Source organism: Kitasatospora sp. CMC57, assembly GCF_045866025.2.
Classification (GTDB): Bacteria; Actinomycetota; Actinomycetes; order Streptomycetales; family Streptomycetaceae; genus Kitasatospora.
This window is the reverse complement of record NZ_AP035881.2, coordinates 2,706,237-2,732,029: the sequence shown is the minus strand read 5'-3', so window position 1 is coordinate 2,732,029 and position 25,793 is coordinate 2,706,237. Positions and strand designations below refer to the sequence as shown.

The window sequence follows — 25,793 nt, the reverse complement described above, 5'->3', positions numbered from 1 at the left end:
GCGCAGAATCGAGCACCTTCACACCGGATCGTCCACGGGGGACAGCCTGATGACCGAAACACCTTCGCCCATGGTCGTGGTCGAGGACCTCCGTCGCAGCTTCGGCTCCGAGCCGCACACCGTGCACGCCCTGCGCGGTGTCTCCTTCACTGCGGCCCGGGGTCAACTCACCGCCCTCAAAGGCCGGTCGGGCTCGGGGAAGACCACCCTGCTCAACCTGGTCGGCGGCCTCGACAGCCCCACCGGCGGTCGGATCTCGCTCGACGGCCAGGACCTCTCGCAGCTCGACGAGGCGGGGCGGCTCGCCCTGCGCCGGGACCGGATCGGCTTCGTCTTCCAGTCCTTCGGCCTGCTGCCGGTGCTCACCGCCGCCGAGAACGTCGGCGTCCCGATGCGGTTGCGCAAGCTCCCCGTCGCCGAACGCGAGGAGCGCGTCCGTACCCTGCTCGCCCTGGTCGGCCTGGCCGACCACGCCGACCAGCGGCCGGCCGAACTCTCCGGCGGCCAGCAGCAGCGGGTCGCGATCGCCCGCGCGCTGGCCAACGAGCCCGCCCTGATCGTCGCCGACGAACCCACCGGACAGCTCGACTCCGAGACCGGCCTCGCCGTGATGGAACTGCTCCGCGCGGTGGTCCACTCCCAGGGCGTCACCGCCCTGGTCGCCACCCACGACCCGACCCTGATGGCCCAGGCCGACCGGGTCGTCTCGCTGCACGACGGGCGGATCGTGGACTGAGGCCGAAGGCAGCCCGCAGGCGGTCCGCAGGGGGCGGGCGCAGGCGGGCCGGCCGGGTGGCAGTCCCAGAATTCTCACCGCACTCCCAGGGAACGATCACACGATCCCCAGCCCGGCGGCCCATAGTCGAAACGACCCTCACCGAGTGAACGCGACGCTGGGAGCGCCTCCATGACCACCGCGCACCGACTCGCGATCGGCACGCTGATCGCCGCCCTGCTGGCCGTCTCACCGGCGGCCGCCCGGACCGCCGCGCCCGCCTCCGGCCGGAAGGCCGGGCCGAGCGCCGCCCCGACCGTCCCCCCGGTGGTCGAGAGCCTGGCTGCTCCCACCCCCGTGCCCGCGGCAACCCCCGAGGCCGCCGCCGCCCCGACGGACGATCCGACCCCCTCGACCACCGTCCCGTCCGACGCCCCGGTGCCCGTGGACGACGCCGACGACCCCGCTCCGGCCGCCTCCCGTACAGCCGCCGCCTCCCCGTCCCCCAGCAGGAAGACCCCGGCCCCCGCGCCGTCGCCGACCCCCAGTCCTTCGCCCACCCCGTCCGCCACCCGCTCCTCGGATCTCGGCACCACCGCCACCGCCCCGGCCACCGCCGAATCCGCCCGCGTCGGAGCCCTGTTCGCCGACGGCCACCACTTCTGCACGGCGAGCGTCGTGGACAGCGCGAGCGGCACCTTCGCCCTCACCGCCGCCCACTGCCTCTCCTCGGCCACCGGCGTGACCTTCGTCCCCGGCTACCGCAACGGCACTTCCCCGTACGGGACTTGGCAGGTCACCGCCGTTCACACCACCGAGGGCTGGCAGCACGACCAGGACCCGGACGAGGACTACGCCCTCCTGGAGATCGCCCCCGACTCCGGCACCGGCCGCACCGTCGAGGCCACCGTCGGCGCCAACCCGATCGCCTACGACGTCCCCCTCACCGCCACCGCACGCCTCTACGGCTACCCCAGCCGCAGCGACGCCCCCATCCTGTGCACCAACACCACCACCGCCCAGTCCGCCCGCCAACGCCGGATCGACTGCCCCGCGTACCCGGGCGGCACCAGCGGCGGCCCCTTCCTCGAAGCCACCACCGGCCACGTCATCGGCGTCATCGGCGGCTACGAGGAGGGCGGCGACACCGAAGACATCTCCTACGCCGCCACCTTCGACGACACCCTGGCCGCCCTCTTCGCGGACGCGACCCACCACTGATCCCGCCGACGGCAGCCGCAACATGACGAAGGCCCAAGCTGACCAGTGGTCAACTTGGGCCTCTGTTGCACTTCTTGCGAAGTGCCCCCGGCAGGATTCGAACCTGCGCACCCGCCTCCGGAGGGCGGTGCTCTATCCCCTGAGCTACGGGGGCCTGCATGGTGTCCCGTGGTGGCGACGTGGAGAACATTACCAGGCCGGGGGAGTGGTCCGTGCACGGGTTTCGGGGGTGGGTCGGGGCGGTGGGGACGGAAGTCGGGAAAGGCCGGACGGGTGGGTGGGTGCGCGGCTACCCTCGGTGAGGTGTCCGGAGCGCCCGGGCGGGTCCTCGTGGTGGACGACAGCGAGGTGATCCGCCAGCTGATCAGAGTCAACCTGGAGCTCGAGGGCTTCGAGGTGGTGACGGCTGCCGACGGCGCGGAGTGCCTGGAGGTGGTCCGTCGGGTGGCCCCCGACGTGGTGACGCTGGACGTGATGATGCCGAGGCTGGACGGGCTGCGGACGGCGGCCCGGCTGCGGGCGGCCCCGGCGACCAGGCGGCTGCCGATCGCGATCGTGAGCGCGTGTGCGCCGGCCGAGCTGCGGCAGGGCGAGTCGGTCGGGGTGGACGGGTACCTCGGGAAGCCCTTCGATCCGGCGGAGCTGGTGGCCCTGGTCCGGCGGCTGATGCTGCTGACCGGGCGGGAGGTCCCCCGGCAGCGCTTCGCCCACGGGTTCGGCAGTGCCGTGGAGCTCGGCGAGAGCGGCTGACGTTCGCCCACAGCGAACACCGGCGCCGGAAAGCCACGGCACGCCCGTCTCAACGGGTAAACCAGGTACGGCCGCGTACCGCCTCTCGCCTAGGCTTGGGCCCGTGACACCCGCAGAGCTTTCCCAGGCAGTCCAGGCCGCAGTGAGCGCCGCCGTAGAGGCGGGCGAGCTGACCGTCGCCGTGCCCGAGCACGTGACGATCGAGCGGCCCAAGAACAGGGACCACGGCGACTACGCCACCAACGTGGCCCTCCAGCTCGCGAAGGCGGCCGGCAAGCCGCCGCGAGCTGTCGCGGAGAGCCTGGCCGCGCGCCTGCGAGAGATCGCCGGGGTGTCGAAGGTGGACATCGCCGGTCCCGGCTTCCTGAACATCACGCTGGACGCCGCCACCCAGGGTGAGCTGGCCCGGACCATCGTCGAGGCAGGACCGGCGTACGGCCGGAACGAGGCGCTCAAGGGCCTGAAGATCAACCTCGAGTTCGTCTCCGCCAACCCGACCGGCCCGATCCACATCGGCGGCGTCCGCTGGGCGGCCGTCGGCGACTCGCTCGCCCGGGTGCTCCGCGCCACCGGTGCCGAGGTCACCACCGAGTACTACCTGAACGACGCGGGCGTGCAGATCGGCAAGTTCGCCGCCTCGCTCCAGGCCGCCGCGAACGGCCGGCCCGCGCCGGAGGACGGCTACGTCGGCGAGTACATCGTCGACATCGCCAAGGCGCTGGTGGCCGGTGCGCCCGGCGTGCTCGACCTTCCCGAGGACGAGCAGCTCCAGGTCTTCAGGGCCGAGGGCCTCAAGCTGATGGTCGCCGAGATCCAGCGGTCGATGGAGGAGTTCGGCACCCACTTCGACGTCTGGTTCTCCGAGAAGTCGCTGCACGACTCGGGCGCCGTGGAGAAGGCGATCGAGCGGCTGCGCGAGCAGGGCCACGTCTTCGACCAAGAGGGTGCGATCTGGCTGCGCACCACCGATTTCGGTGACGACAAGGACCGCGTGCTGATCAAGGCCGACGGCGAGACCACCTACTTCGCCGCCGACGCCGCGTACTACCTGAGCAAGCGGGACCGGGGTTCCGAGGTCTCGGTCTACATGCTCGGCGCGGACCACCACGGCTACGTCAACCGGCTCAAGGCCATCGCGGCCTGCGCGGGTGACGACATGGACCGCAACATCGAGGTCAAGATCGGCCAGTTCGTGAAGATGCTTCGCGACGGCGAAGAGGTCCGGATGTCGAAGCGGGCCGGCAACATCATCACGATCGACGACGTGGTCGACTGGATCGGCGTGGACGCGGCCCGGTACTCCCTGGTGCGCTACCCGACCGACTCCACGATCATGCTCGACATCAACGTGCTGACCAGCCAGACCAACGAGAACCCGGTCTTCTACGTCCAGTACGCGCACACCCGGATGTGCGGCGTGCAGCGCAAGGCGGCCGAGCTGGGCATCACCAAGTCCGAGGACTTCAAGCCGGAGCTGCTCTCCACCGAGTGGGAGTCGGCGCTGCTCGGCCAGCTCGGCGAGTTCCCCCGGGTGCTCACCGCCGCCGGCGAGCTGCGCGAGCCGCACCGGGTCGCCCGCTACCTCGAAGAGGTCGCCCGGGAGTACCACCGGTTCTACGACCACTGCCAGATCCTGCCCAAGGGCGACGAGCAGGTCACCGACCTGACGCACGCCCGGCTCTGGCTGGCCGACGCCACGCGCACGGTCATCGCCAACGGCCTCACGCTGCTCGGCGTATCGACGCCCGAGCGGATGTAACCGCCCAACCCCCAAGCGCCCCGGGGGCGGTGACGGTCCGTCAGGACGCGTCACCGCCCCTACTCGTAAGGACACCACGATGAGCCGCTCCGCCCACCCCGCAGGCCCCCGCCACGGTGACGTGCTGCCCGAGGGCCACTACCTCGCCCCGCCGAGCGACCTGAACGCGCTCGATCCCAAGGTCTGGTCGAGCACCGTAGCCCGGGACGCCGAGGGCGTCGCCACCGTCGGCGGCATCGACGTCAAGGCGCTGGCCGCCGAGTTCGGCACCCCGGCGTACGTCATGGACGAGGCCGATTTCCGCGCCCGCGCCCGGGCCTGGCGGGACGCGTTCGGCGAGGGCGCCGACGTCTACTACGCGGGCAAGGCGTTCCTCTCCAAGGCGATCGTCCGCTGGCTGCACGAGGAGGGGCTGAACCTCGACGTGTGCAGCACGGGCGAGTTGGCCGTCGCGCTGGCCGCCGGGATGCCGGGGGAGCGGATCGCGCTGCACGGCAACAACAAGTCGGCGGACGAGCTGGAGCAGGCGGTCAAGGCGGGCGTCGGGCACATCGTGGTCGACTCGTACCAGGAGATCGACCGGCTGGCCGCGATCGCGGCGGCCCAGGGGGTCAGGCAGCCGGTGCTGATCCGGGTGACGGTCGGCGTCGAGGCGCACACCCACGAGTTCATCGCGACCGCGCACGAGGACCAGAAGTTCGGCCTTTCGCTGAGCGGCGGCCGGGCGGCCGAGGCGGTCCGTCGGGTGCTCGGGCACGACAGCCTGGAGCTGCGCGGCATCCACTCGCACATCGGCTCGCAGATCTTCGACACGGCCGGCTTCGAGGTGGCCGCCCGCCGGGTGGTCGGCCTGCTGGTGGAGGTCCGCGACGAGCACGGCGTGGAGCTGCCGGAGATCGACCTCGGCGGTGGCCTGGGCATCGCGTACACCAGCGAGGACGACCCGCGCGAGCCCGCCGAGATCGCCGCATCGCTGGCCGAGATCGTCCGCCGGGAGTGCGCCGCCGCCAGCCTGAACGCGCCGCGCCTGAGCGTGGAGCCCGGCCGGGCGATCGTCGGCCCGACCGCGTTCACGCTGTACGAGGTCGGTACGATCAAGCCGCTCGACGGACTGCGCACCTACGTCAGCGTGGACGGCGGCATGTCGGACAACATCCGCACCGCCCTCTACGACGCCGAGTACTCCGTCGCCCTCGTCTCGCGCACCAGCGAGGCCGAGCCGATGCTGGTCCGGGTGGTCGGCAAGCACTGCGAGTCCGGCGACATCGTGGTCCGGGACGCCTTCCTGCCCGCCGACCTGACGCCGGGTGACCTGATCGCGGTCCCCGCGACCGGGGCGTACTGCCGCTCGATGGCGAGCAACTACAACCACGCCCTCAAGCCTCCGGTCCTCGCCGTCCTGGACGGTGCGGCCCGGGTGATCGTCCGCCGGGAGACCGCGGAGGATCTCCTGCGGCTGGATATCGGATGAGGAAATTCTCGTCTCAGATGATGGACCAGCCATAGATTCACGCGGCCGGTCCCGGAGACTGGTACGACCGAATACCCTGCGGGCGGCGGACGACGCCGAGCGATCAGCCCGCGGAAAACCCGAGAAACCCGAGAAAGCAGAGCGGAGTCGGATGATGCGTACGCGCCCGCTGAAGGTGGCGTTGCTGGGCTGTGGTGTGGTGGGCTCCGAGGTGGCGCGCATCATGACGACGGACGCCGCCGACCTCGCCGCGCGGATCGGCGCTCCGGTCGAGCTCGTCGGCGTCGCGGTCCGCCGGGCCGGCCGGACCCGGGCCGGGGTGCCCGAGCACCTGATCACCACCGACGCCGAGGCGCTGGTGAAGCGCGGCGACATCGACGTGGTGATCGAGGTGGTCGGCGGTATCGAGCCCTCCAAGCACCTGATCCTCAGCGCCTTCGCGAACGGCGCCTCGGTGGTCTCCGCCAACAAGGCGCTGCTGGCCAAGGACGGCGCCGAACTGCACGCCGCCGCCGCCGAGGCGGGCGTGGACCTCTACTACGAGGCCGCCGTCGCCGGTGCCATCCCGTTGCTCCGCCCGCTCCGCGAGTCGCTCGCGGGCGACAAGGTGAACCGGGTACTCGGGATCGTCAACGGCACCACCAACTTCATCATGGACAAGATGGACTCCACCGGCGCCGGGTACTCCGAGGCGCTGGAGGAGGCCACCGCGCTCGGCTACGCCGAAGCCGACCCGACCGCCGACGTGGAGGGCTTCGACGCCGCCGCCAAGGCCGCGATCCTGGCCGGCATCGCCTTCCACACCAAGGTCACCGCCGCTGACGTCTACCGCGAGGGCATCACCGAGGTCACCGCCGCCGACATCGCCTCCGCCAAGGAGATGGGCTGCGTGGTCAAGCTGCTGGCGATCTGCGAGCGCGCCGCCGACGGCGAGTCCGTCACCGCCCGGGTGCACCCCGCGATGCTGCCGCTGAGCCACCCGCTGGCCTCGGTCCGCGAGGCGTACAACGCGGTCTTCGTAGAGGCCGAGGCGGCCGGCCGGCTGATGTTCTACGGCCCCGGCGCCGGTGGCGCGCCGACCGCCTCCGCGGTGCTCGGCGACCTGGTCGCGGTCTGCCGCAACAAGGTCAACGGCACCACCGGGCCCGGCGACTCGGTGTACACCCAGCTCCCGGCCAAGCCGATGGACCAGGTGATCACCCGGTACCACGTCAGCCTGGACGTGGACGACCGCGCGGGCGTGCTGGCCCAGGTGGCCTCCGTCTTCGCCGAGCACGGCGTGTCCATCGACACCGTGCGCCAGCAGGGCCGCGACGGCGACGCCTCGCTCGTCGTGGTCACCCACCGCGCCACCGACGCCGCGCTGTCGGCGACGGTCGACAAGCTCCGCGCGCTGGACAGCGTGCGCGACGTGGCCAGCATCATGCGGGTTGAAGGGGAGTAGGTAGCACCATGAACGCCGTCATCCAGAGCGGTCGTACCCACCAGTGGCGCGGCCTCATCGAGGAGTACCGCGACCGTCTGCCGGTCACCGCCGCCACCCCCGTGGTCACCCTGCTCGAGGGCGGCACGCCGCTCGTCCCGGCCCAGGTGCTCTCCGAGCGCACCGGCTGCGAGGTCTACCTCAAGGTCGAGGGCGCCAACCCGACCGGGTCCTTCAAGGACCGCGGCATGACGATGGCGATCTCCAAGGCCAAGGAGGACGGCGCCCAGGCCGTCATCTGCGCCTCCACCGGCAACACCTCGGCCTCCGCCGCGGCGTACGCGGTACGGGCCGGGATGGTCTCCGCGGTGCTGGTCCCGCAGGGCAAGATCGCGCTCGGCAAGATGGGCCAGGCACTGGTGCACGGCGCGAAGATCCTCCAGGTGGACGGGAACTTCGACGACTGCCTCACCCTTGCGCGTGAACTCTCCGAGAAGTACCCGGTGGCGCTGGTCAACTCGGTGAACCCGGTGCGGATCGAGGGTCAGAAGACCGCCGCCTTCGAGATCGTCGACATGCTCGGCGACGCCCCCGACATCCACGTCCTCCCGGTCGGCAACGCGGGCAACATCACCGCCTACTGGAAGGGCTACACCGAGTACGCCAAGGACGGTCTGGCCGACCGCACCCCGCGGATGTGGGGCTTCCAGGCCTCGGGCTCGGCCCCGATCGTGGACGGCGCCCCGGTGCTCAAGCCGCAGACCATCGCCACCGCGATCCGGATCGGCAACCCGGCCTCCTGGGACTACGCGATCGCCGCGCGGGACGACTCGGGCGGCCTGATCGACAAGGTGACGGACCGTCAGATCCTTTCCGCCTACCGCCTGCTGGCCGCACAGGAGGGCGTCTTCGTGGAGCCCGCCTCGGCCGCCTCGGTGGCCGGCCTGCTGGCCAAGGCGGAGGCCGGCCTGGTCGACCCGGGCCAGCGGATCGTCTGCACCGTGACCGGCAACGGCCTCAAGGACCCGGACTGGGCGGTGGCCGGTGCGCCGCAGCCGCAGGTCGTGCCGATCGACCCGGAGGCGGCCGCCCGCCGCCTCGGGCTGCTGGACTGAGGGTTCCTGGATCGAGGACTGCCGGTCCGAGGGCTGCCCGACCGACCGGGCCGCCGGACTGACGAGCTGTCAACAAGTGGGCCGACTCTTTCGAGGGTCGGCCCACTCGTCCGTCGAGGGCACGGTTCTCTGCCCGGGAGCGCCGACTTTCCGGCACTTCTGACACCGCTTTCCGCACAATTTCCGGCCAGAATCGGCAACACGGCAGATCGGAGGGGGTCGGGGTGTACCGCTGTGGAACCTCTCTTCGATAGTCTGGTCAGCAGTGGGCCGCGCCGTGCGCCGCGCCCGCCCCGCCGGGGAGCTGCCGCGCGAACCCCGCACACGTACCACCGCAGGCCCGACCCCAACCGGGCCGTCACCTCCCAGGAGAGTCCCACCACCATGGCTGGTCCCGCGTTCCGTGCTGCCGCCGTCCGGGTCCGGGTTCCCGCGACGAGTGCCAACCTCGGCCCCGGCTTCGACGCCTTCGGACTCGCCCTGGGCCTGTACGACGACGTGGTGGTCCGGGTCGCCGACTCCGGTCTCTCGGTGGACATCGCGGGCGAGGGTGCGACCACGCTGCCGCGTGACGAACGGCATCTGATGATCCGTTCGATGCGCGCCGCCTTCGACCGCCTCGGCGGCCAGCCGCGCGGCCTGGAGGTGGTCTGCGCCAACCGGATACCGCACGGCCGGGGCCTGGGCTCCTCCTCCGCCGCCATCTGCGCCGGCCTCGTCGCCGCCCGCGCCGTCACCATCGGCGGCCCGAGCGCGCTGGACGACGCCGCCCTGCTGGCCCTCGCCTCCGAGCTGGAGGGCCACCCCGACAACGTCGCCGCCTGTCTGCGCGGCGGCTTCACCATCGCCTGGACGGACGAGGACTCCGCCAAGGCGGTCCGGCTGGAGCCGTCCGAGCAGGTCGTCCCCGTGGTCTTCATCCCGTCCACCGAGGTGCTCACCGAGACCGCGCGCGGACTGCTGCCGAAGACCGTGCCGCTCTCCGACGCCGCCGTCAACGCCGGTCGGGCCGCCCTGCTGGTGGAGGCCCTGACCAACCGCCCCGAGCTGCTGCTGGCCGCCACCGAGGACCGGCTGCACCAGGACTACCGGGCCTCCGCGATGCCGGAGAGTGCCGGCCTGGTGGGCGCCCTGCGGGCCGAGGGCATCCCGGCCGTGATCTCCGGCGCCGGCCCCACCGTGCTGGCCCTCGCCGACGAGGCGAACGCCGAGAAACTGCTCGCCTTCGCAGGTGAGGGCTTCGCCGCGCACCGCCTCCGGCTGGACGGCACCGGTGCCTCCGTGCTGCCGCTGGACGGCTGACCAAGAGGGTCGCACGGACACGATTGACGAGAACGGGGCCGGGGAATGTCTCAGGGGGTCGGTAGTGTTAACCTCATTGCTGCACCAGGTGCCCTCCGGGGTGCGGTGCGCCACGTCCCGATCCCGAGCCTCCGCTGTTGCGGCCAGTCCGCACGAGTGGGGCGGTGGACGAACGGGACCACGATTCTCCGGGAGCCCTCCGCAGCGCGTACGCAGCCTGCCTGCGCAAAGGCGGCCGTTTCCCGAAGCCGTGACGGCACCTGACCCCCTCCCGCGGCCTCCCACATAGAGGCACGCCCGGACGGGGGCCCGGCCACCGTCACGCGACGGGGGCCCGGGTATCGCAGGCAGCGGGGTCGGCATCAGCCCGATCCGCGCCACATCGCACCACCGTGCACATCGCAGCTCTTCCCCGACTGGCAGCGCCATTCGGGGGATCACCGCCTCGGACCGACGCAGTCAAGCGTTGGTCAGGACAGCACAACCGGTCGCCGAGCCAGACAGGCCGACGTCCGCTCCAGGGAAGGACCCTTAGTGAGCGACTCCACCGATCTGATGGGCGCGCGCCCCGACGCCGACGCGTCAGACACCGCCGCCCCGGCGGCTCCGGCCAAGCGCCGCCGTACCGCTGCCGCGGGCCTCGACGGCCTGGTCCTGGCCGAGCTGCAGAAGCTCGCCTCGACCCTCGGGATCAGCGGTACCGGACGCCTCCGCAAGAGCCAGCTGATCGATGCCATCAAGGAGAAGAGCGGCGGTGACCCGCTGCTGGCCGGCGCCACCGCCCCGGCCGCCCCCGCCAAGCGGGCCGCCAAGGCCGCCGCTCCGGCCGCCTCCGCCGAGGCCCCCGTGGTCGCGGAGCAGGAGGCGGCACCGCCGCGCGCCGCCCGTCGGACCAAGGCCGCCGCCACTGCGGCCGCCCCGGCCGCCGAGCCGCAGGCCCAGATCGAGATCCCGGTCCAGGCTGCCCCCGAGGCCGCCGCCCCGGCCCGGGCCGAGCGCACCCGTCGCCGGGCCACCTCGGCCGCCGGTGCGCCGACCGCAGAGGCCGCTGCCGCGACCGCCGCCGAGTCGACCGCCACCGTGGTCGCCGAGGCCCGTACCGACGCCCGGACCCTGGACGCCGAGGGCCGGACCGAGACCCGCCGGGACCGCCGGGACCGGCGCGACCGCCGTGACGGCGGCGAGCGCACCGAGACCACCGAGGGCCAGGCCGGGCAGGACGCCGACAGCCGCGAGTCCCGCCGGGACCGCCGCAACCGGCGGGACCGCACCGACCGTCCGGAGCGCGGCGAGCGCCAGCAGGGTCAGCAGACCCAGCAGGGCGGCGCCCAGGACAGCGCCCCGCAGCAGAACCGTCAGCAGGGCGGCGGCGGCCAGCAGCAGGTCGGCGGCTACGACGACGACGAGTTCGGCGATGGTCGTCGGGGCCGTCGGGGCCGCTACCGCGACCGCCGCGGCCGTGGCACCCGGGGCGAGCGCTTCGAGGCCGGCCCGGCCGAGGTGCAGGTCAACGACGACGATGTGCTGATCCCGGTCGCGGGCATCCTGGACATCCTCGACAACTACGCCTTCGTCCGGACCTCCGGCTACCTGCCCGGTTCGAACGACGTCTACGTCTCGCTGGCCCAGGTCCGTAAGAACGGCCTGCGCAAGGGTGATGCGATCACCGGTGCGGTGCGCCAGCCCAAGGACGGCGAGCGCCGCGAGAAGTTCAACGCCATGGTGCGGCTGGACTCCGTCAACGGCATGGACCCGGAGAGCGGCCGCAACCGCCCCGAGTTCGGCAAGCTGACCCCGCTCTACCCGCAGGAGCGTCTGCGGCTGGAGACCGACCCGGGCATCCTGACCACCCGCATCATCGACCTGGTGTCGCCGATCGGTAAGGGGCAGCGCGGTCTGATCGTCGCCCCGCCGAAGACCGGCAAGACGATGATCATGCAGGCGATCGCCAACGCGATCACCCACAACAACCCCGAGTGCCACCTGATGGTCGTCCTGGTCGACGAGCGTCCGGAAGAGGTCACCGACATGCAGCGGTCGGTGAAGGGCGAGGTCATCTCCTCGACCTTCGACCGCCCGGCCGAGGACCACACGGTCGTCGCCGAGCTGGCGATCGAGCGTGCCAAGCGCCTGGTCGAGCTGGGCCACGACGTGGTCATCCTGCTGGACTCGATCACCCGCCTGGGCCGCGCCTACAACCTGGCGGCGCCCGCCTCCGGCCGCATCCTGTCCGGTGGTGTCGACTCGACCGCGCTCTACCCGCCGAAGAAGTTCTTCGGCGCCGCGCGCAACATCGAGAACGGCGGCTCGCTGACCATCCTCGCCACCGCGCTGGTGGAGACCGGCTCGCGGGCCGACGAGGTGGTCTTCGAGGAGTTCAAGGGCACCGGCAACATGGAGCTCAAGCTCGACCGCAAGCTCTCCGACAAGCGGATCTTCCCGGCCGTCGACGTCGACGCGTCGAGCACCCGCAAGGAGGAGATCCTGCTGGGCAGTGAGGAGTTGGCCATCACCTGGAAGCTCCGCCGGGTGCTGCACGCGCTCGACTCGCAGCAGGCGATCGAGCTGCTGCTGGACAAGATGAAGCAGACCAAGAGCAACGCCGAGTTCCTCATGGTGATCGCCAAGAACACCCCCGGCCAGGACTGACCTCCCGGCCGAACCCCGGAAGCCCCGGACCGCAACCGCGGTCCGGGGCTTCCGCGTCTCCCAGGCAGGACGCGGGAAACGGACTTATCGGTATCTGATGCCCTTATGCTCAGAATGAAGGTCATATCCCGATCAAGCCCCGGAGAGCTGAGGACGAGACTGTGGCCGCACACCGACGCACCCCCCTGAGCAGGCAGGTCCGCCTGCGCAGGACCATCGTGTGCGCGGTGGCCGGGCTGCTGGTGATCGGCGGCGGCGCGGGCGGGTACGCGTACTGGAAGCTCAACGGCAACATCAAGAGCGTCGACATCAACGGCCAGCTGGGTACCGGCCGGCCGCCGGCCTCGACCAACGGCTCGTTCAACGTGCTGGTGCTGGGATCGGACTCGCGCAACGGCAGGAACGGCGACCTGGCCGGCGGTGCGACCGACGGCACGGCCCGCTCCGACACCGCGATGGTGGTGCACGTCAACCAGGCCCATACCCAGGCCGAGGTGGTCTCGATACCCCGCGACACCCTGGTCGCCCGGCCCGCGTGCAGCGCCGTCGGCACCGGGAAGGCGGTGCCCGCCGCGAAGGGCGTGATGTTCAACTCCGCGTACGAGGTCGGCGGCCCCGCCTGTGCGGTCAAGACCACCGAGCAGCTCACCGGGCTGCGGATGGACCACTACGTCGAGATCGACTTCGCCGGCTTCGCGGACTTCGTGAACGCCATCGGCGGGGTCACCGTGGCCACCACCGTGGCCATCGACGACCGGGACAGCGGGCTGCACCTGGCGGCCGGCACGCACCAGCTGAACGGTGACCAGGCGCTGGCCTTCGTCCGGACCAGGCACGGCGTCGGCGACGGCAGCGACCTGGGCCGGATCGAGCTGCAGAAGCAGATGGTCAAGTCGATGCTGGCGCAGGTGAAGGGCCTGGGGCTGACCTCCAACCCGGCCAGGCTCTGGTCGGTGGGGGACAGGCTCACCAGGAGCATCACCACCGACTCCGACCTGGCCTCGGTCAGTGCGTTGGTCGGCCTCGCCGACACCCTCAAGCCGATCGGCCCGGAGAACCTCGCGATGGTCACCCTGCCGGTGGTCACCGCCCCGGGCGACCCGAACCGGGTGGTCCCGGCCGTACCCGGGGCCACCCAGCTGTGGCAGGCACTGGCCGCCGACCGGGCGGTGCCCGAGGCGGTGCTCAGCAGCCAGCCCGCCAATCCGGCCGAGGCCACCCCGTCCGCGACCGCGAGGCCCACCGGCGGCGGGGCCGCCAGTGCCACCCGTCGCTAGTCGGAATACCAGAGGTCCGCACCCGGTTTGGGAAGATGCGGTCAGTCCTGGCAGACTGGTCCGTCGGTCCCGGTTCACGTGCGGCTGTCAGCTGCCGACCCGGTGCCCTCCCGATCACTAGGAGATCCCCTTGAAGCCCAATGTTCACCCCGAGTACGTGGTCACCAACGTGACCTGCACCTGCGGCGCCGAGTTCACCACCCGCTCGACCGAGACCAGCGGCGTCATTCGCGCCGAGGTCTGCTCGCAGTGCCACCCGTTCTACACCGGCAAGCAGAAGATCCTGGACACCGGTGGCCGCGTCGCCCGCTTCGAGGCCCGCTTCGGCAAGAAGCTCTCCACGAAGCAGGACTAGCGTCCGTACGGCGCCGGTCCGGGCGTGCCCAGCTACTCATGGGTGCGCTCGGACCGGCGCCGTTCGCGTCTCCCCCACCCCCCAAGCCCTGCAAAAATGGTGCTCTCAGCGGAAGTAGGCCCACCCGATGTTCGAGGCAGTCGAAGAGCTCCTCACCGAGCACGCCGCCCTCGAGACGAGGCTGGCCGACCCCTCGGTCCACGCCGACCAGGCGAACGCTCGCAAGCTCTCCAAGCGCTATGCCGAGCTGACCCCGATCACCCGTACCTACCGGGCCTGGAAGCAGGCCGGTGAGGACATCGAGGCGGCTCGTGAACTCGCGCTCGAGGACTCGGACTTCATCGCGGAGATGAAGTCCTCGGAGGCCCGGCGCGACGAGCTGACCGAGGAGCTGCGGCTGCTGCTGGTGCCGCGCGACCCCAACGACGAGAAGGACGTCATCCTGGAGGTCAAGGCGGGTGAGGGCGGCGAGGAGTCCGCGCTGTTCGCCGGTGACCTGCTCCGGATGTACCTGCGGTTCGCCGAGCGGGTGGGCTGGAAGACCGAGATCATCGACGCCAACGAGTCGGACCTCGGCGGCTACAAGGACGTCTCGGTCGCCGTGAAGACCAAGGGCACCCCCGAGCCCGGCCTCGGCGTCTGGGCCCGGCTCAAGTACGAGGGCGGCGTGCACCGCGTGCAGCGCGTCCCCGCGACCGAGTCGCAGGGCCGGATCCACACCTCCGCGGCCGGCGTGCTGGTCACGCCGGAGGCCGAGGAGGTCGAGGTCGAGATCGTCGCCAACGAGCTGCGGATCGACGTCTACCGCTCCTCCGGCCCGGGCGGGCAGTCCGTCAACACCACCGACTCGGCGGTCCGGATCACCCACCTGCCGACCGGTATCGTGGCGTCCTGCCAGAACGAGAAGAGCCAGCTGCAGAACAAGGAGCAGGCCATGCGCATCCTGCGTTCGCGGCTGCTCGCCGCCGCGCAGGAGGCGGCCGACCTGGAGGCCTCGGACGCCCGCCGCAGCCAGGTCCGCACCGTGGACCGCTCGGAGCGGATCCGGACGTACAACTTCCCGGAGAACCGCATCTCGGACCACCGCACCGGGTTCAAGTCGTACAACCTGGACCAGGTCCTGGACGGCGAGCTCACCGCGGTGATCCAGTCCTGCGTGGACGCCGACGCGGCGGCCAAGCTGGCCGCCGCCGCCCAGGAGAACTGACCCGGACAAGGGGTGTACGGATGAACCTGCTGCTCGCCGAGGTGGCCCAGGCCACCCAGCGGTTGGCCGCGGCCGGGGTGCCGTCGCCGCGCTTCGACGCGGAGGAGCTCGCCGCACACGTCCACGGCGTCAAGCGCAGCCAGCTGCACACGGTGAAGGACGGCGAGTTCGACGCCCGGTACTGGGAGGCGATCTCCCGCCGCGAGGCGCGCGAGCCGCTCCAGCACATCACCGGGCGGGCCTTCTTCCGCTACCTGGAGCTGGAGGTCGGCCCCGGCGTCTTCGTGCCCCGGCCGGAGACCGAGTCGGTGGTCGAGTGGGCCATAGACGCCGTCCGCGACATGGACGTCGCCGAGCCGCTGGTGGTCGACCTCTGCACCGGCTCCGGCGCTATCGCGCTGGCGCTGGCCCAGGAACTGCCGCGCTCCACCGTGCACGCCTTCGAGCTGGACGAGGGCGCGATGAAGTACACCCGGCGCAACATCGCCGCCAGCACCGACCGGGCCAGGGTCACCCTGCACGCGGGCGACGCCACCCGGGCCTTCGAGGACGACCGCTCCTGGGACGGCCGCTTCGACCTGGTGATCAGCAACCCGCCGTACATCCCCCTCACCGAGTGGGAGTACGTGGCTCCCGAGGCCCGTGACCACGACCCGCAGATGTCGCTGTTCTCCGGCGAGGACGGCCTCGACGCGATCCGCGGCATCGAGCGGGTCGCCGCGCGGCTGCTCCGGCCCGGGGGAGTGGTCGTGATCGAGCACGCCGACACCCAGGGCGGCCAGGTGCCGTGGGTGTTCCGCGAGGAGAGTGGCTGGACGGACGCGGCCGACCACCGGGACCTGAACAACCGGCCGCGCTTCACAACAGCCCGGAGGGCGTCGTTGTGAACATCGAGCACAGCACAACAGCCCGGAGGGCGTCGTTGTGAACATCGAACACCGCACGACAGCCCGCGAGGCTTCGTCGTGAACCGTGATTTGACGACAAGTCAGCTTTGCGAGAGGGGACCGCACCGATGAGCCGCCGCTACGACTGCGCCGATGCAGGGGACCGCGAGACCGGGCTGCGCGAGGCCGCCTCGGCGGTCCGCCGGGGTGAGCTGGTCGTGCTGCCGACCGACACCCTGTACGGGATCGGTGCGGACGCGTTCAGCCCGGAGGCGGTCGGCGCCCTGCTGGACGCCAAGGGGCGCGGCCGCAACATGCCCTCCCCGGTGCTGGTCGGATCGCCCACGACGCTGCACGGGCTGGTCACCGACTTCTCCGAGCGGGCCTGGGAGCTGGTGGACGCGTTCTGGCCGGGCGGGCTGACCCTGGTCGCCAAGCACCAGCCGTCGCTGCGCTGGGACCTCGGCGACACCCGGGGCACGGTCGCGGTCCGGATGCCGCTGCACCCCGTCGCGCTCGAACTGCTCAACAACGTCGGCCCGATGGCCGTCTCCAGCGCCAACCGGACGGGCGGCCCCTCGCCGTCCACCTGCGACGACGCCTTCGCCCAGCTCGGAGACTCGGTCTCGGTCTACCTGGACGGCGGCAACGCCGACTTCGGGCAGGCCTCGTCCATCGTCGACGTCACGGGCAAGGTCCCGGTCCTGCTGCGGGCCGGCGCCATCAGCGCCGAGCAGCTGAGGGAGGTCGTACCGGACCTGGAGGCCGGCAGTTGACAGCGGCCTCGCTGCACGGCGCCTCCGCCGGCCTCGGCATACCCGGGTACGTCACGGTCTCGCCGCGGCCCCTCGACTCGTTCCGGATCCTCTTCGTCTGCACCGGCAACGTCTGCCGGTCGCCGATCGCGGAGCGGCTGACCCGGCACGAGCTCGACACCCGGCTCGCGGACTTCGCCGGCCGGATCGTGGTGGAGAGCGCCGGCACCTGGGGGCACGAAGGCGCCCCGATGGAGGCGCACGCGGCCACCGTGCTCGGTGAGTACGGCGTCGGCGCGGACGGCTTCGCCGGACGCGAGCTGCTCGACGAGCACGTGATCGACGCCGACCTGGTACTCACCGCGACGCTCGACCACCGGGCGCAGGTGATCTCGATGGGCCACGCGGCCGGCCTGCGGACCTTCACCCTCAAGGAGTTCACCCGACTGGTCCGGCGGATCGACCCCTCCACGCTGCCCGACCCGAGGGGCGGTGCCCACGTCACCGAGCGGGCCCGCGCCCTGGTCAGGGCGGCCGCCGCGCTGCGCGGGTGGCTGCTCGCCGCGACCCCCGAGTCCGACGAGGTGGACGACCCGTACGGCGCCCCGATCGGCATGTTCCGCAACTGCGGCGAGGAGATATTCGACGCCCTCGACCCGGTCGTGACGGCGCTGACCGGTGTGGGTGGCAACCACTAGGTGCCCGGGCGCTGCCTGAGGTGCGGCGCCCCGATGGTGCAGTGTGACGGGCCGTCGGGCCGGGCTCGGCCTAGGCTTGGGGGTGCCGCCCGAAATGTCCGCTGCCCGGGAGCTTTGCCATGACCGTCACGCATGATGTGCAGCTCTCCTGGACCGCCCCCGCCGCGCTGCGGGAGGCGGATCCGCAACTCGCCGACCTGCTCTCCGCCGAGGCCGCCCGCCGGGCGGAGAGCCTGCAGCTGCTGGCGGGCGAGAACACCGCCACCCCGGCGGTGCTGGCCGCGCTGAGCGGCCCACTGGTGGACAAGTACGCCGAGGGCTATCCAGGGCACCGGCACCACAGCGGCTGCGCCCTCGCGGACGCCGCGGAGCTGCTCGCGGTCGACCGGGCCAAGCGCCTGTTCGCCGCCGAGCACGCCAACGTCCAACCGAGGTCCGGGACTTCGGCCATGCTGGCGGCGTACGCGGCACTGCTGCGCCCCGGTGACCTGGTGCTGGCGATGTCGCTGGAGCACGGCGGTCACCTCAGCTGCGGCTCGCGGGCGAACTTCTCCGGCCGGTGGTTCGACTTCATCGGCTACGGCGTGCGCGAGCAGGACCACCTGCTCGACTACGACCAGGTGCGCGAGCTGGCCAGGGTGCACCGGCCGAAGGCGATCGTCGCGGGCGGGATCTCCTACCCCCGGCACCTCGACTGGGCCGCGTTCCGGGAGATCGCCGACGAGGTGGACGCCTATCTGATCGCCGACACCGCGCAGACCACCGGGCTGGTCGCGGCGGGTCTGGCGCCGAGCCCGGTGCCGTACGCGGACGTCACGGTGGCGGCCACCCACAAGCTGCTGCGCGGGCCGCGCGGCGGCTTGCTGCTCTGTTCGGAGGAGCTGGCCGGGCGGGTGGACCGGGCGGTGTTCCCGTTCAGTCAGGGCGGGGCGGCGATGAACGAGGTGGCGGCCAAGGCGGTGGCGTTCGCGCAGGCGGGTACGCCGGAGTTCGGTGCGTACCTCCGGCGCGCGGTGGCTGGTGCACGCTCCCTGGCCGGGGCGCTCGACGCGGCGGGCGCGCCCCCGCTGACCGGTGGCACCGACACCCAGCTGGTGACGGCGGACGTCGGGTCGCTCGGACTGACCGGCGTCGAGGCCGAGCGTCGCTGCGCGGCGGCCGGACTGATGCTCGGCAAGTGCGCGCTCCCGTTCGATCCGGCCCCGCCCGCCCAGACCTCCGGTATCCGTTTGGGCACAGGTGCGGTGGCGGCGCAGGGGATGGCCGTGGAGGGGATGGGTGAGCTCGGCGAACTGATCGGACGCCTGCTCAGAGGGGGTCCACCGGCCGAGATCGGCGCCCGGGTCAGGGAGCTGGCGGTCGGGCTCGGCCGGAACTGAGAGGCCAGATCGCCCGGGAAGGCGAACCGCGGTGCACACGCGACGCGTCCGACTCAATAAGGTGTGCTCCGTGGCGACGCACCTCGAACCCCGGGCAATCACGGCGGTACCTTTGGTACCCACCCGTCGGACCGTCGTGCAGGAGGTCAGTGGTGCGTGAGTATCTGCTCGTCCTGTTCGTGACGGCGGCGGTCACCTACCTGCTGACCGGTCCGGTGCGGAAGTTCGCGATCGTGGCCGGCGCGATGCCGCCGGTCCGGGCCAGGGACGTGCACCGGGAGCCGACGCCCCGGCTCGGCGGGATCGCGATGTTCGGCGGTCTCTGCGCCGGTCTCGCGGTCGCCTCGCAGCTGACCCACCTTGGCAACCTGTTCATCCAGAGCGCGGACATCCGGGCCCTGCTGGCCGGGGCCGGGATCATGTGGCTGCTCGGCGTGCTGGACGACAAGTGGGGCGTGGACGCCCTGGTGAAGCTCGGCGGCCAGATGATCGCCGCCGGTGTGATGGTCTGGCAGGGCGTCACGGTGCTCTCGATCCCGGTCCCCGGCGTCAGCCCGGTCTCGGTCACGCCGACCATGGGCATGGTCATCTCGGTCACCCTGGTGGTCGTCATGGTCAACGCGGTGAACTTCATCGACGGCCTGGACGGTCTGGCCGGCGGCATGGTCTGCATCGCCGCGATGGCGTTCTTCCTCTACTCGTACCGGCTCTGGTACGGCTACGGCATCAACGACGCCGCCCCCGCCGTGCTGTTCAGCGCGGTGCTGATCGGGATGTGCCTGGGCTTCCTGCCGCACAACCTGCACCCGGCCCGGATCTTCATGGGCGACTCGGGATCGATGATGCTCGGCCTGATGCTCGCGGTCTCGGCGATCTCGATCACCGGCCGGGTGGATCCGGACCTGCTCACCGCCCAGACCGGCTCGCAGACCACCACCGTGCACGAGCTGGTACCCATCTACATCCCGCTGCTGCTGCCGCTGACCGTGATCGCGCTGCCGCTGGCCGACCTGCTGCTGGCGGTGGTCCGCCGGACCTGGGCGGGCAAGTCGCCGTTCGCGGCGGACAAGCAGCACCTGCACCACCGGCTCCTGGAGGTCGGGCACTCGCACAGCCGGGCCGTGCTGATCATGTACTTCTGGGCCGCGCTGATCGCGTTCGGCACGGTCGCCTTCTCGGTGCCGGGCCGGGGCCGGGCGCTGGTGCTCGGCATGGCGGGGCTCTGCCTGCTCGGCATCGTGGTGCTGATGATGCCCAGGTTCCGCCCGCACGCGCCCCGGGCGGTGCAGGCCTTCGTACCGCCGCGCTACCGCAAGGGGACCGCCGATCCGGCCGAGGCGCCGGCCGGTACTCGGGCCGAGGCGCCGAGTGGGACAGTGGCGGACGTACCGGCCGGGACGCCGGCGATGGCCGAGCTCTCGGCGGCCGACAAGAAGCTGCTCGGAGGCCTCGGCAGCGGGGCCACCGCGGTCGGCGGCCGGAACGAGCGGCGCGGCTGACTGGCCGTCAACTTCCTTGACCCGTACGGCGGCACCGTTGGGCCATCGGTGTGACAGGTGCCACACCTACATGGTAAAGCTCTAATCAAATAGTTTGTGATACCGTTCACGAGTACCGAGAACACGCCGAAAGACCTGACAGGTGGAGGACTTCCGTCCCCGGTCGGTCTCCCTCGACGGGCTCGCCGTCGAGCGGACGGGCCCATGGCTGACATCCTCGGTGCGGTGCCATCACCGCGTCCCAAGCGCCGTCCCCCCGTTTCTCGACATGCCGCCGGAGCTGCCGACATGCCGTCCCACGACGCCCGGATCCCGTTCCGCGGCGCCGCAATCTCCACTGCGGTCGCCGGAGTTGTCGCCACTGCGATCTCCACTGCCGTCGTGGGGACGAAGGGCCTGATCGGTGCTCTTGCCGCGACGCTGCTGGTGCTGGCCTTCTTCATCTTCGGTCAGATCGCGCTCGACCGGCTGACCAGGAACAATCCGCAGATGCTGATGGCCGGCGCACTGCTGGTCTACACCACTCAGATCCTGCTGGTGGGCATCGTGCTCGCGGTGTTCAAGGACACCACGCTCTTCAACACCAAGGCGTTCGCCTTCACGCTGCTCGGATGCGTTCTGATCTGGACCGGATTCCAGGTCCGCGCGGGCATGAAGGCCAAGCTGTACTACGTGCAGAACGACTCCTCGGACCAGAAGGACAGCAGGCCGTGACCGGCTCCGGCTGTCCCTCGCACGAGGGGGGCGGTGTTTATGCCGTCCTGACGGACTGCTATCGTCCGTCGCGACGAACGAGTACGGGACGTGGCCAGGTCTCTCCGCCGAGCGGACGGATCGCCCCCCGGACTCACACAGTCTTCAACGATCCCGCGGCATCGGACGACGCCGCGCAGGGTCGGCGAGATACCCAACAAGTTCCAGTGCCGCACCGTGGCCGCAGGCCGCGCCGACACACCGAGGTTGCCGTAACCATGCGTCATGACGAAGGAGTCTGTGGTGGGTGCTGACGTAACGCAGCTCGCCTCTGAGGCCGGGTGCCACCTGTTCTCCGGTTGCGGCTTCCCCGCCCCTGGCCTCAACGAGTTCGAGTTCAAGCCGATCTTCACGATCGGCAGCATCGAGTTCAACAAGCCGATGCTGCTGTCGTTCCTCTGTGCCTTCCTGGTGGTGGCCTTCTTCTGGGCGGCCTTCGCCAAGCCGAAGCTGCTCCCGGGCAAGCTCCAGCTGGTCGGTGAGATCGGGTACGACTTCGTCAAGCGGTCCATCGTGCTGGAGACGATCGGCAAAAAGGGCGAGAAGTACGTCCCGATGCTGGTCTCGATGTTCTTCTTCATCTGGATCATGAACATCATGTCGATCATCCCGTTCGCACAGTTCCCTGTGATGGCGGCGATCGCGTTCCCGGCGGGCCTGGCGGCCGTGGTCTGGTTCACGTACATGTTCCTGACCTTCAAGACGCACGGCTTCGTCGGCGGCTTCAAGAACCTGTGCTGGCCGTCCGGCATCCCCGGCTGGGTCATGTTCATCCTGGTGCCGATCGAGTTCTTCTCGAACATCTTCGTGCGCCCGTTCACGCTCGCGGTCCGAGCCTTCGCGAACATGTTCGCGGGCCACCTGCTGATCGTGATGTTCTCCATCGCCTCCTGGTACCTGCTCAGCCCGAGCATCGGCGCGCTGTACGGCTCGGTCTCCTTCGTGGTGACCCTCGCGCTGACCGCCTTCGAGCTGCTGGTCCAGTTCCTGCAGGCCTACATCTTCGTGATGCTGGCCAGCAGCTACATCGCCGGCGCGCTCGAAGAAGCGCACTGACCCGCTGTAGCACCCGCCTGATCCCCCCAGTACTCCCGGTGGCCAACCACCGCCGGTTCACACCCCTGAAAAGGACAAGCTGAAATGGCACAGCTCGCTGAGGTCGTCGGTTCCATCGCCTCCGTCGGTTACGGTCTCGCCGCGATCGGCCCCGGCATCGGTGTTGGTCTCATCTTCGGCAACGGTGTCCAGGCCATGGCCCGCCAGCCCGAGGCTGCCGGCCTGATCCGTTCCAACATGTTCATCGGCTTCGCGCTGACCGAGGCGCTCGCCCTCATCGGCATCGTCATGCCGTTCGTCTTCGGCACCGGCAAGTAATTCACCATTACCTGTCGTAGCCCCTTTCGACGAAAGGTTCAGATATGAGCGCCTCCGTGGCACTCCACCTCGCGGAGGAGGGGGAGAAGATGAACCCCCTGCTGCCCGCGTGGCCCGAGATCGTCATCGGCCTCCTCTGCTTCTTCATCGTCTTCGGCATCCTCGGCAAGAAGCTCCTGCCCAGCATCGAAAAGGTGCTGGCGGACCGTCGGGACGCGATCGAGGGCGGCATGGAGCGTGCGGAAGCCGCTCAGGCCGAGGCCCAGGCCCTGCTTGAGCAGTACCGTGCCGAGCTCTCCGAGGCGCGTCACGAGGCCGCTCGTATCAACGAGCAGGCTCGTGAGCAGGGCGCTGCCCTGATCGCCGAGATGCGCGAGGAGGGCCTGCGTCAGCGCGAGTCCATCGTCGCCGCCGGTCACGCGCAGATCGAGGCCGACAAGAAGCAGGCGACTGCCGTCCTGCGTCAGGACGTCGGTTCGCTCGCCTCGCAGCTCGCCTCCCGCATCGTCGGCGAGTCCCTCGAGGACTCCGCCCGGCAGAGCGGTGTGATCGACCGCTTCCTGGACGACCTGGAGGCCAAGGCCTCTGCGGCCCAGGGTGCGTCCAAGTGATCGGCGCCAGCCGTGAGGCCCTGGCCGCCGGTCGGGAGAACCTCGAGAGCCTGACCGACAACACCTCGGTGGACGCGGCCCGGCTCGCCCAGGAACTCACCGCCGTGACGGCGCTGCTGGACCGCGAGGTCTCGCTCCGCCGGGTGCTGACCGACCCCTCGCGGTCCGGTCAGGACAAGGCCCAGCTGGTCGGCTCGCTGCTGGCCGGTCAGGTCTCCGGCGAGACCGTGGACCTGGTCTCCGGCCTGGTCCGGTCCCGCTGGTCGGGCGGCCGTGACTTCGCGGACGCGGTCGAGGAGATCGCCGCCTACGCGGAGATCATCGGTGCCGAGAAGGCGGGCCAGCTGGACGACGTCGAGGACGAGTTGTTCCGGTTCGGACGGATCGTCAGCGGCTCGCACGAACTGCGCAGCGCTCTCACCGAGCCGAAGGCCGGCGCCGCCGCCAAGGCGGAGCTGATCAAGAAGCTGCTCGGCGGCCGCGCGAACGCGGTCACCGTCCGTCTGGTCAGCACCCTGGTCACCGACCCGCGTGGCCGTAGCCTGGAGCAGGGCCTGGAGTCCTACTCCAAGCTCGCCGCCGCCCGGCGTGGCCGCGTGGTGGCCCTGGTCACCACCGCCGTTCCGCTGTCCGACGGTCAGAAGGACCGCCTGGGCAGTGCGCTGGGCCGGCTCTACGGCCGCCAGGTGCACCTGAACATCGACGTGGACCCCACGGTCCAGGGCGGTGTGCGGGTGCAGATCGGTGACGAGATCATCGATGGCACCGTGTCGAGCCGCCTCGAAGGCGCTCGCCAGGCCCTCGAAGGCTGACGACCCACCAGCACCATCCGACCCTCGGTCGGGTACCGGCTCCGTCGGGCAGTCGCACACGCGGCTCCCCGGAGTCGGCAAATCGTACGGCCGGTTCGGATGACCCGGCCGAGAGTCGAATACTTGCGGCCCTCAATGGCGGGCCGAGGATCGCAAACTAGGAGAGCAGGGAAGCCTGATGGCGGAGCTTACGATCCGTCCGGAGGAGATCCGGGACGCGCTGGCCGACTTTGTCCAGTCGTACCAGCCGGACGCCGCCTCGCGTGAAGAGGTCGGTACGGTCACCGAGGCCATGGACGGTATTGCCAAGGTCGAGGGCCTGCCCTCGGTCATGGCCAACGAGCTGCTGAAGTTCGAGGACGGCACCCTCGGCCTCGCGCTGAACCTCGACACCCGCGAGATCGGTGTCGTCGTCCTCGGCGAGTTCAGCGGCATCGAAGAGGGTCAGACGGTGCACCGCACCGGCGAGGTCCTCTCCGTCCCGGTCGGCGAGGGCTACCTCGGCCGTGTCGTGGACCCGCTGGGCAACCCGATCGACGGCCTGGGCGACATCGCCTCCTCCGGCCGTCGTGCGCTGGAGCTGCAGGCCCCGGGCGTCATGGTCCGCAAGTCGGTGCACGAGCCGATGCAGACCGGCATCAAGGCCATCGACGCGATGACCCCGATCGGCCGCGGCCAGCGCCAGCTGATCATCGGCGACCGTCAGACCGGCAAGACCGCGGTGGCGATCGACACGATCATCAACCAGCGTGACAACTGGAACTCGGGCGACCCGAAGAAGCAGGTCCGCTGCATCTACGTCGCCGTGGGCCAGAAGGGCTCCACCATCGCGTCCGTCCGTGGCGCCCTGGAGGAGGCCGGCGCGCTGGAGTACACCACCATCGTGGCTGCTCCCGCCTCCGACCCGGCCGGCTTCAAGTACCTCGCCCCGTACACCGGTTCGGCCATCGGCCAGGAGTGGATGTACGACGGCAAGCACGTCCTCATCATCTTCGACGACCTGTCGAAGCAGGCCGAGGCGTACCGCTCCGTGTCGCTGCTGCTCCGTCGTCCGCCGGGCCGCGAGGCCTACCCGGGTGACGTCTTCTACCTGCACTCCCGTCTGCTGGAGCGTTGCGCGAAGCTCTCCGACGCGCTGGGCGCGGGCTCGATGACCGGTCTGCCGATCATCGAGACCAAGGCCAACGACGTGTCGGCGTACATCCCGACCAACGTCATCTCGATCACCGACGGCCAGATCTTCCTGGAGTCCGACCTGTTCAACGCCGGCATCCGCCCGGCCGTGAACGTCGGTATCTCGGTCTCCCGCGTCGGTGGCTCGGCCCAGATCAAGGCGATGAAGTCGGTCGCCGGTCGTCTGCGCCTGGACCTGGCCCAGTACCGCGAGCTGGAGGCGTTCGCCGCCTTCGGTTCCGACCTGGACCCGGCCTCCAAGGCCCAGCTGGAGCGCGGTGCGCGCATGATCGAGCTGCTGAAGCAGGGTCAGTACCAGCCGTTCCCGGTCGAGGAGCAGGTCGTCTCGATCTGGGCCGGCACCACGGGCAAGCTGGACGACGTCCCGGTCGCGGACATCCGCCGCTTCGAGCGCGAGTTCCTCGACCACCTGCGGACCTCGAAGAAGGACCTGCTCGCGGGCATCGTCGAGACCAGCAAGCTCGAGGACGGCACGATCGACGCGCTCACCGAGGCGATCGCGGCGTTCAAGCTCGGTTTCACCACCGCCGACGGCAAGCTCCTCGGCGAGCAGGCCTGAGTCCGGTAGCGAGGGAAAGGACGTAACG

General features: G+C 70.8%; 23 protein-coding genes and 1 tRNA gene. 23 read left to right on the top strand and 1 reads right to left on the bottom strand.

Going from position 1 to position 25,793, the window contains the following annotated elements:
- The first annotated feature begins 49 nt into the window (after window positions 1-49).
- Window positions 50-736 carry an ABC transporter ATP-binding protein gene (locus ACKUU6_RS11990; protein ID WP_407988486.1) on the top strand — a complete coding sequence of 229 codons (687 nt, stop codon included), beginning with the start codon at window positions 50-52 and terminating at the stop codon, window positions 734-736.
- Between the two features lie 171 nt (window positions 737-907).
- Window positions 908-1,936 carry a trypsin-like serine peptidase gene (locus ACKUU6_RS11985; protein ID WP_407988485.1) on the top strand — a complete coding sequence of 343 codons (1,029 nt, stop codon included), beginning with the start codon at window positions 908-910 and terminating at the stop codon, window positions 1,934-1,936.
- A gap of 82 nt (window positions 1,937-2,018) precedes the next feature.
- Here the strand turns inward: ACKUU6_RS11985 and ACKUU6_RS11980 are convergent.
- A tRNA-Arg gene (locus ACKUU6_RS11980) sits at window positions 2,019-2,090 on the bottom strand.
- 149 nt (window positions 2,091-2,239) lie between these two features.
- Here ACKUU6_RS11980 and ACKUU6_RS11975 point away from each other — a divergent pair.
- From ACKUU6_RS11975 to atpA, 21 genes are all read left to right on the top strand, one after another.
- Complete coding sequence (locus ACKUU6_RS11975; protein WP_407988484.1) at window positions 2,240-2,686, top strand: response regulator; 447 nt, start codon at window positions 2,240-2,242, stop codon at window positions 2,684-2,686.
- 103 nt (window positions 2,687-2,789) lie between these two features.
- Window positions 2,790-4,445 (top strand): arginine--tRNA ligase, encoded by a 1,656-nt coding sequence (gene argS / locus ACKUU6_RS11970; protein ID WP_407988483.1) that lies wholly within the window; start codon window positions 2,790-2,792, stop codon window positions 4,443-4,445.
- A 79-nt stretch (window positions 4,446-4,524) separates the two neighbouring features.
- Entirely contained in the window at window positions 4,525-5,916 is a 1,392-nt protein-coding gene (gene lysA, locus ACKUU6_RS11965; protein ID WP_407988482.1) for a diaminopimelate decarboxylase, read from the top strand.
- 151 nt (window positions 5,917-6,067) lie between these two features.
- Window positions 6,068-7,360 carry a homoserine dehydrogenase gene (locus ACKUU6_RS11960; RefSeq protein ID WP_407988481.1) on the top strand — a complete coding sequence of 431 codons (1,293 nt, stop codon included), beginning with the start codon at window positions 6,068-6,070 and terminating at the stop codon, window positions 7,358-7,360.
- A gap of 8 nt (window positions 7,361-7,368) precedes the next feature.
- Complete coding sequence (gene thrC, locus ACKUU6_RS11955; protein ID WP_407988480.1) at window positions 7,369-8,454, top strand: threonine synthase; 1,086 nt, start codon at window positions 7,369-7,371, stop codon at window positions 8,452-8,454.
- 384 nt (window positions 8,455-8,838) lie between these two features.
- Window positions 8,839-9,756, top strand: a complete 918-nt coding sequence (gene thrB / locus ACKUU6_RS11950) for a homoserine kinase (protein ID WP_407988479.1) — start codon at window positions 8,839-8,841, stop codon at window positions 9,754-9,756.
- A 534-nt stretch (window positions 9,757-10,290) separates the two neighbouring features.
- Entirely contained in the window at window positions 10,291-12,405 is a 2,115-nt protein-coding gene (gene rho / locus ACKUU6_RS11945; RefSeq protein WP_407988478.1) for a transcription termination factor Rho, read from the top strand.
- Window positions 12,406-12,566: 161 nt separating this feature from the next.
- Complete coding sequence (locus ACKUU6_RS11940; RefSeq protein ID WP_407988477.1) at window positions 12,567-13,682, top strand: LCP family protein; 1,116 nt, start codon at window positions 12,567-12,569, stop codon at window positions 13,680-13,682.
- A 130-nt stretch (window positions 13,683-13,812) separates the two neighbouring features.
- Window positions 13,813-14,037, top strand: coding sequence for a 50S ribosomal protein L31 (rpmE, locus tag ACKUU6_RS11935; RefSeq protein WP_407988476.1), 225 nt, complete (start codon window positions 13,813-13,815; stop codon window positions 14,035-14,037).
- 127 nt (window positions 14,038-14,164) lie between these two features.
- Window positions 14,165-15,244, top strand: coding sequence for a peptide chain release factor 1 (gene prfA / locus ACKUU6_RS11930; protein ID WP_407988475.1), 1,080 nt, complete (start codon window positions 14,165-14,167; stop codon window positions 15,242-15,244).
- A 20-nt stretch (window positions 15,245-15,264) separates the two neighbouring features.
- Window positions 15,265-16,131, top strand: coding sequence for a peptide chain release factor N(5)-glutamine methyltransferase (gene prmC / locus ACKUU6_RS11925; RefSeq protein WP_407988474.1), 867 nt, complete (start codon window positions 15,265-15,267; stop codon window positions 16,129-16,131).
- A gap of 128 nt (window positions 16,132-16,259) precedes the next feature.
- Window positions 16,260-16,907 carry an L-threonylcarbamoyladenylate synthase gene (locus ACKUU6_RS11920; RefSeq protein WP_407988473.1) on the top strand — a complete coding sequence of 216 codons (648 nt, stop codon included), beginning with the start codon at window positions 16,260-16,262 and terminating at the stop codon, window positions 16,905-16,907.
- Window positions 16,908-16,945: 38 nt separating this feature from the next.
- Entirely contained in the window at window positions 16,946-17,584 is a 639-nt protein-coding gene (locus tag ACKUU6_RS11915) for a protein-tyrosine-phosphatase (RefSeq protein WP_407992101.1), read from the top strand.
- 119 nt (window positions 17,585-17,703) lie between these two features.
- Window positions 17,704-18,963, top strand: coding sequence for a serine hydroxymethyltransferase (gene glyA, locus ACKUU6_RS11910; protein ID WP_407988472.1), 1,260 nt, complete (start codon window positions 17,704-17,706; stop codon window positions 18,961-18,963).
- Window positions 18,964-19,115: 152 nt separating this feature from the next.
- A complete protein-coding gene (locus ACKUU6_RS11905) occupies window positions 19,116-20,462 on the top strand; it encodes an MraY family glycosyltransferase (protein WP_407988471.1) in 1,347 nt (448 codons plus the stop codon).
- Between the two features lie 288 nt (window positions 20,463-20,750).
- Window positions 20,751-21,176, top strand: a complete 426-nt coding sequence (locus ACKUU6_RS11900; RefSeq protein ID WP_407988470.1) for a hypothetical protein — start codon at window positions 20,751-20,753, stop codon at window positions 21,174-21,176.
- A gap of 264 nt (window positions 21,177-21,440) precedes the next feature.
- On the top strand, window positions 21,441-22,271 hold the full coding sequence (gene atpB / locus ACKUU6_RS11895; RefSeq protein ID WP_407988469.1) for a F0F1 ATP synthase subunit A: 831 nt from the start codon (window positions 21,441-21,443) through the stop codon (window positions 22,269-22,271).
- Between the two features lie 84 nt (window positions 22,272-22,355).
- Window positions 22,356-22,589 (top strand): ATP synthase F0 subunit C, encoded by a 234-nt coding sequence (gene atpE, locus ACKUU6_RS11890; RefSeq protein ID WP_184914269.1) that lies wholly within the window; start codon window positions 22,356-22,358, stop codon window positions 22,587-22,589.
- 44 nt (window positions 22,590-22,633) lie between these two features.
- Window positions 22,634-23,200: a F0F1 ATP synthase subunit B gene (locus ACKUU6_RS11885; RefSeq protein WP_407988468.1), complete on the top strand. Its 567-nt coding sequence runs from the start codon at window positions 22,634-22,636 to the stop codon at window positions 23,198-23,200.
- Complete coding sequence (locus ACKUU6_RS11880; RefSeq protein ID WP_407988467.1) at window positions 23,197-24,012, top strand: F0F1 ATP synthase subunit delta; 816 nt, start codon at window positions 23,197-23,199, stop codon at window positions 24,010-24,012. The genes ACKUU6_RS11885 and ACKUU6_RS11880 overlap by 4 nt, the downstream gene beginning before the upstream one ends.
- A 178-nt stretch (window positions 24,013-24,190) precedes the next feature.
- Window positions 24,191-25,765 (top strand): F0F1 ATP synthase subunit alpha, encoded by a 1,575-nt coding sequence (atpA, locus tag ACKUU6_RS11875; RefSeq protein WP_407988466.1) that lies wholly within the window; start codon window positions 24,191-24,193, stop codon window positions 25,763-25,765.
- Window positions 25,766-25,793 lie beyond the last annotated feature (28 nt).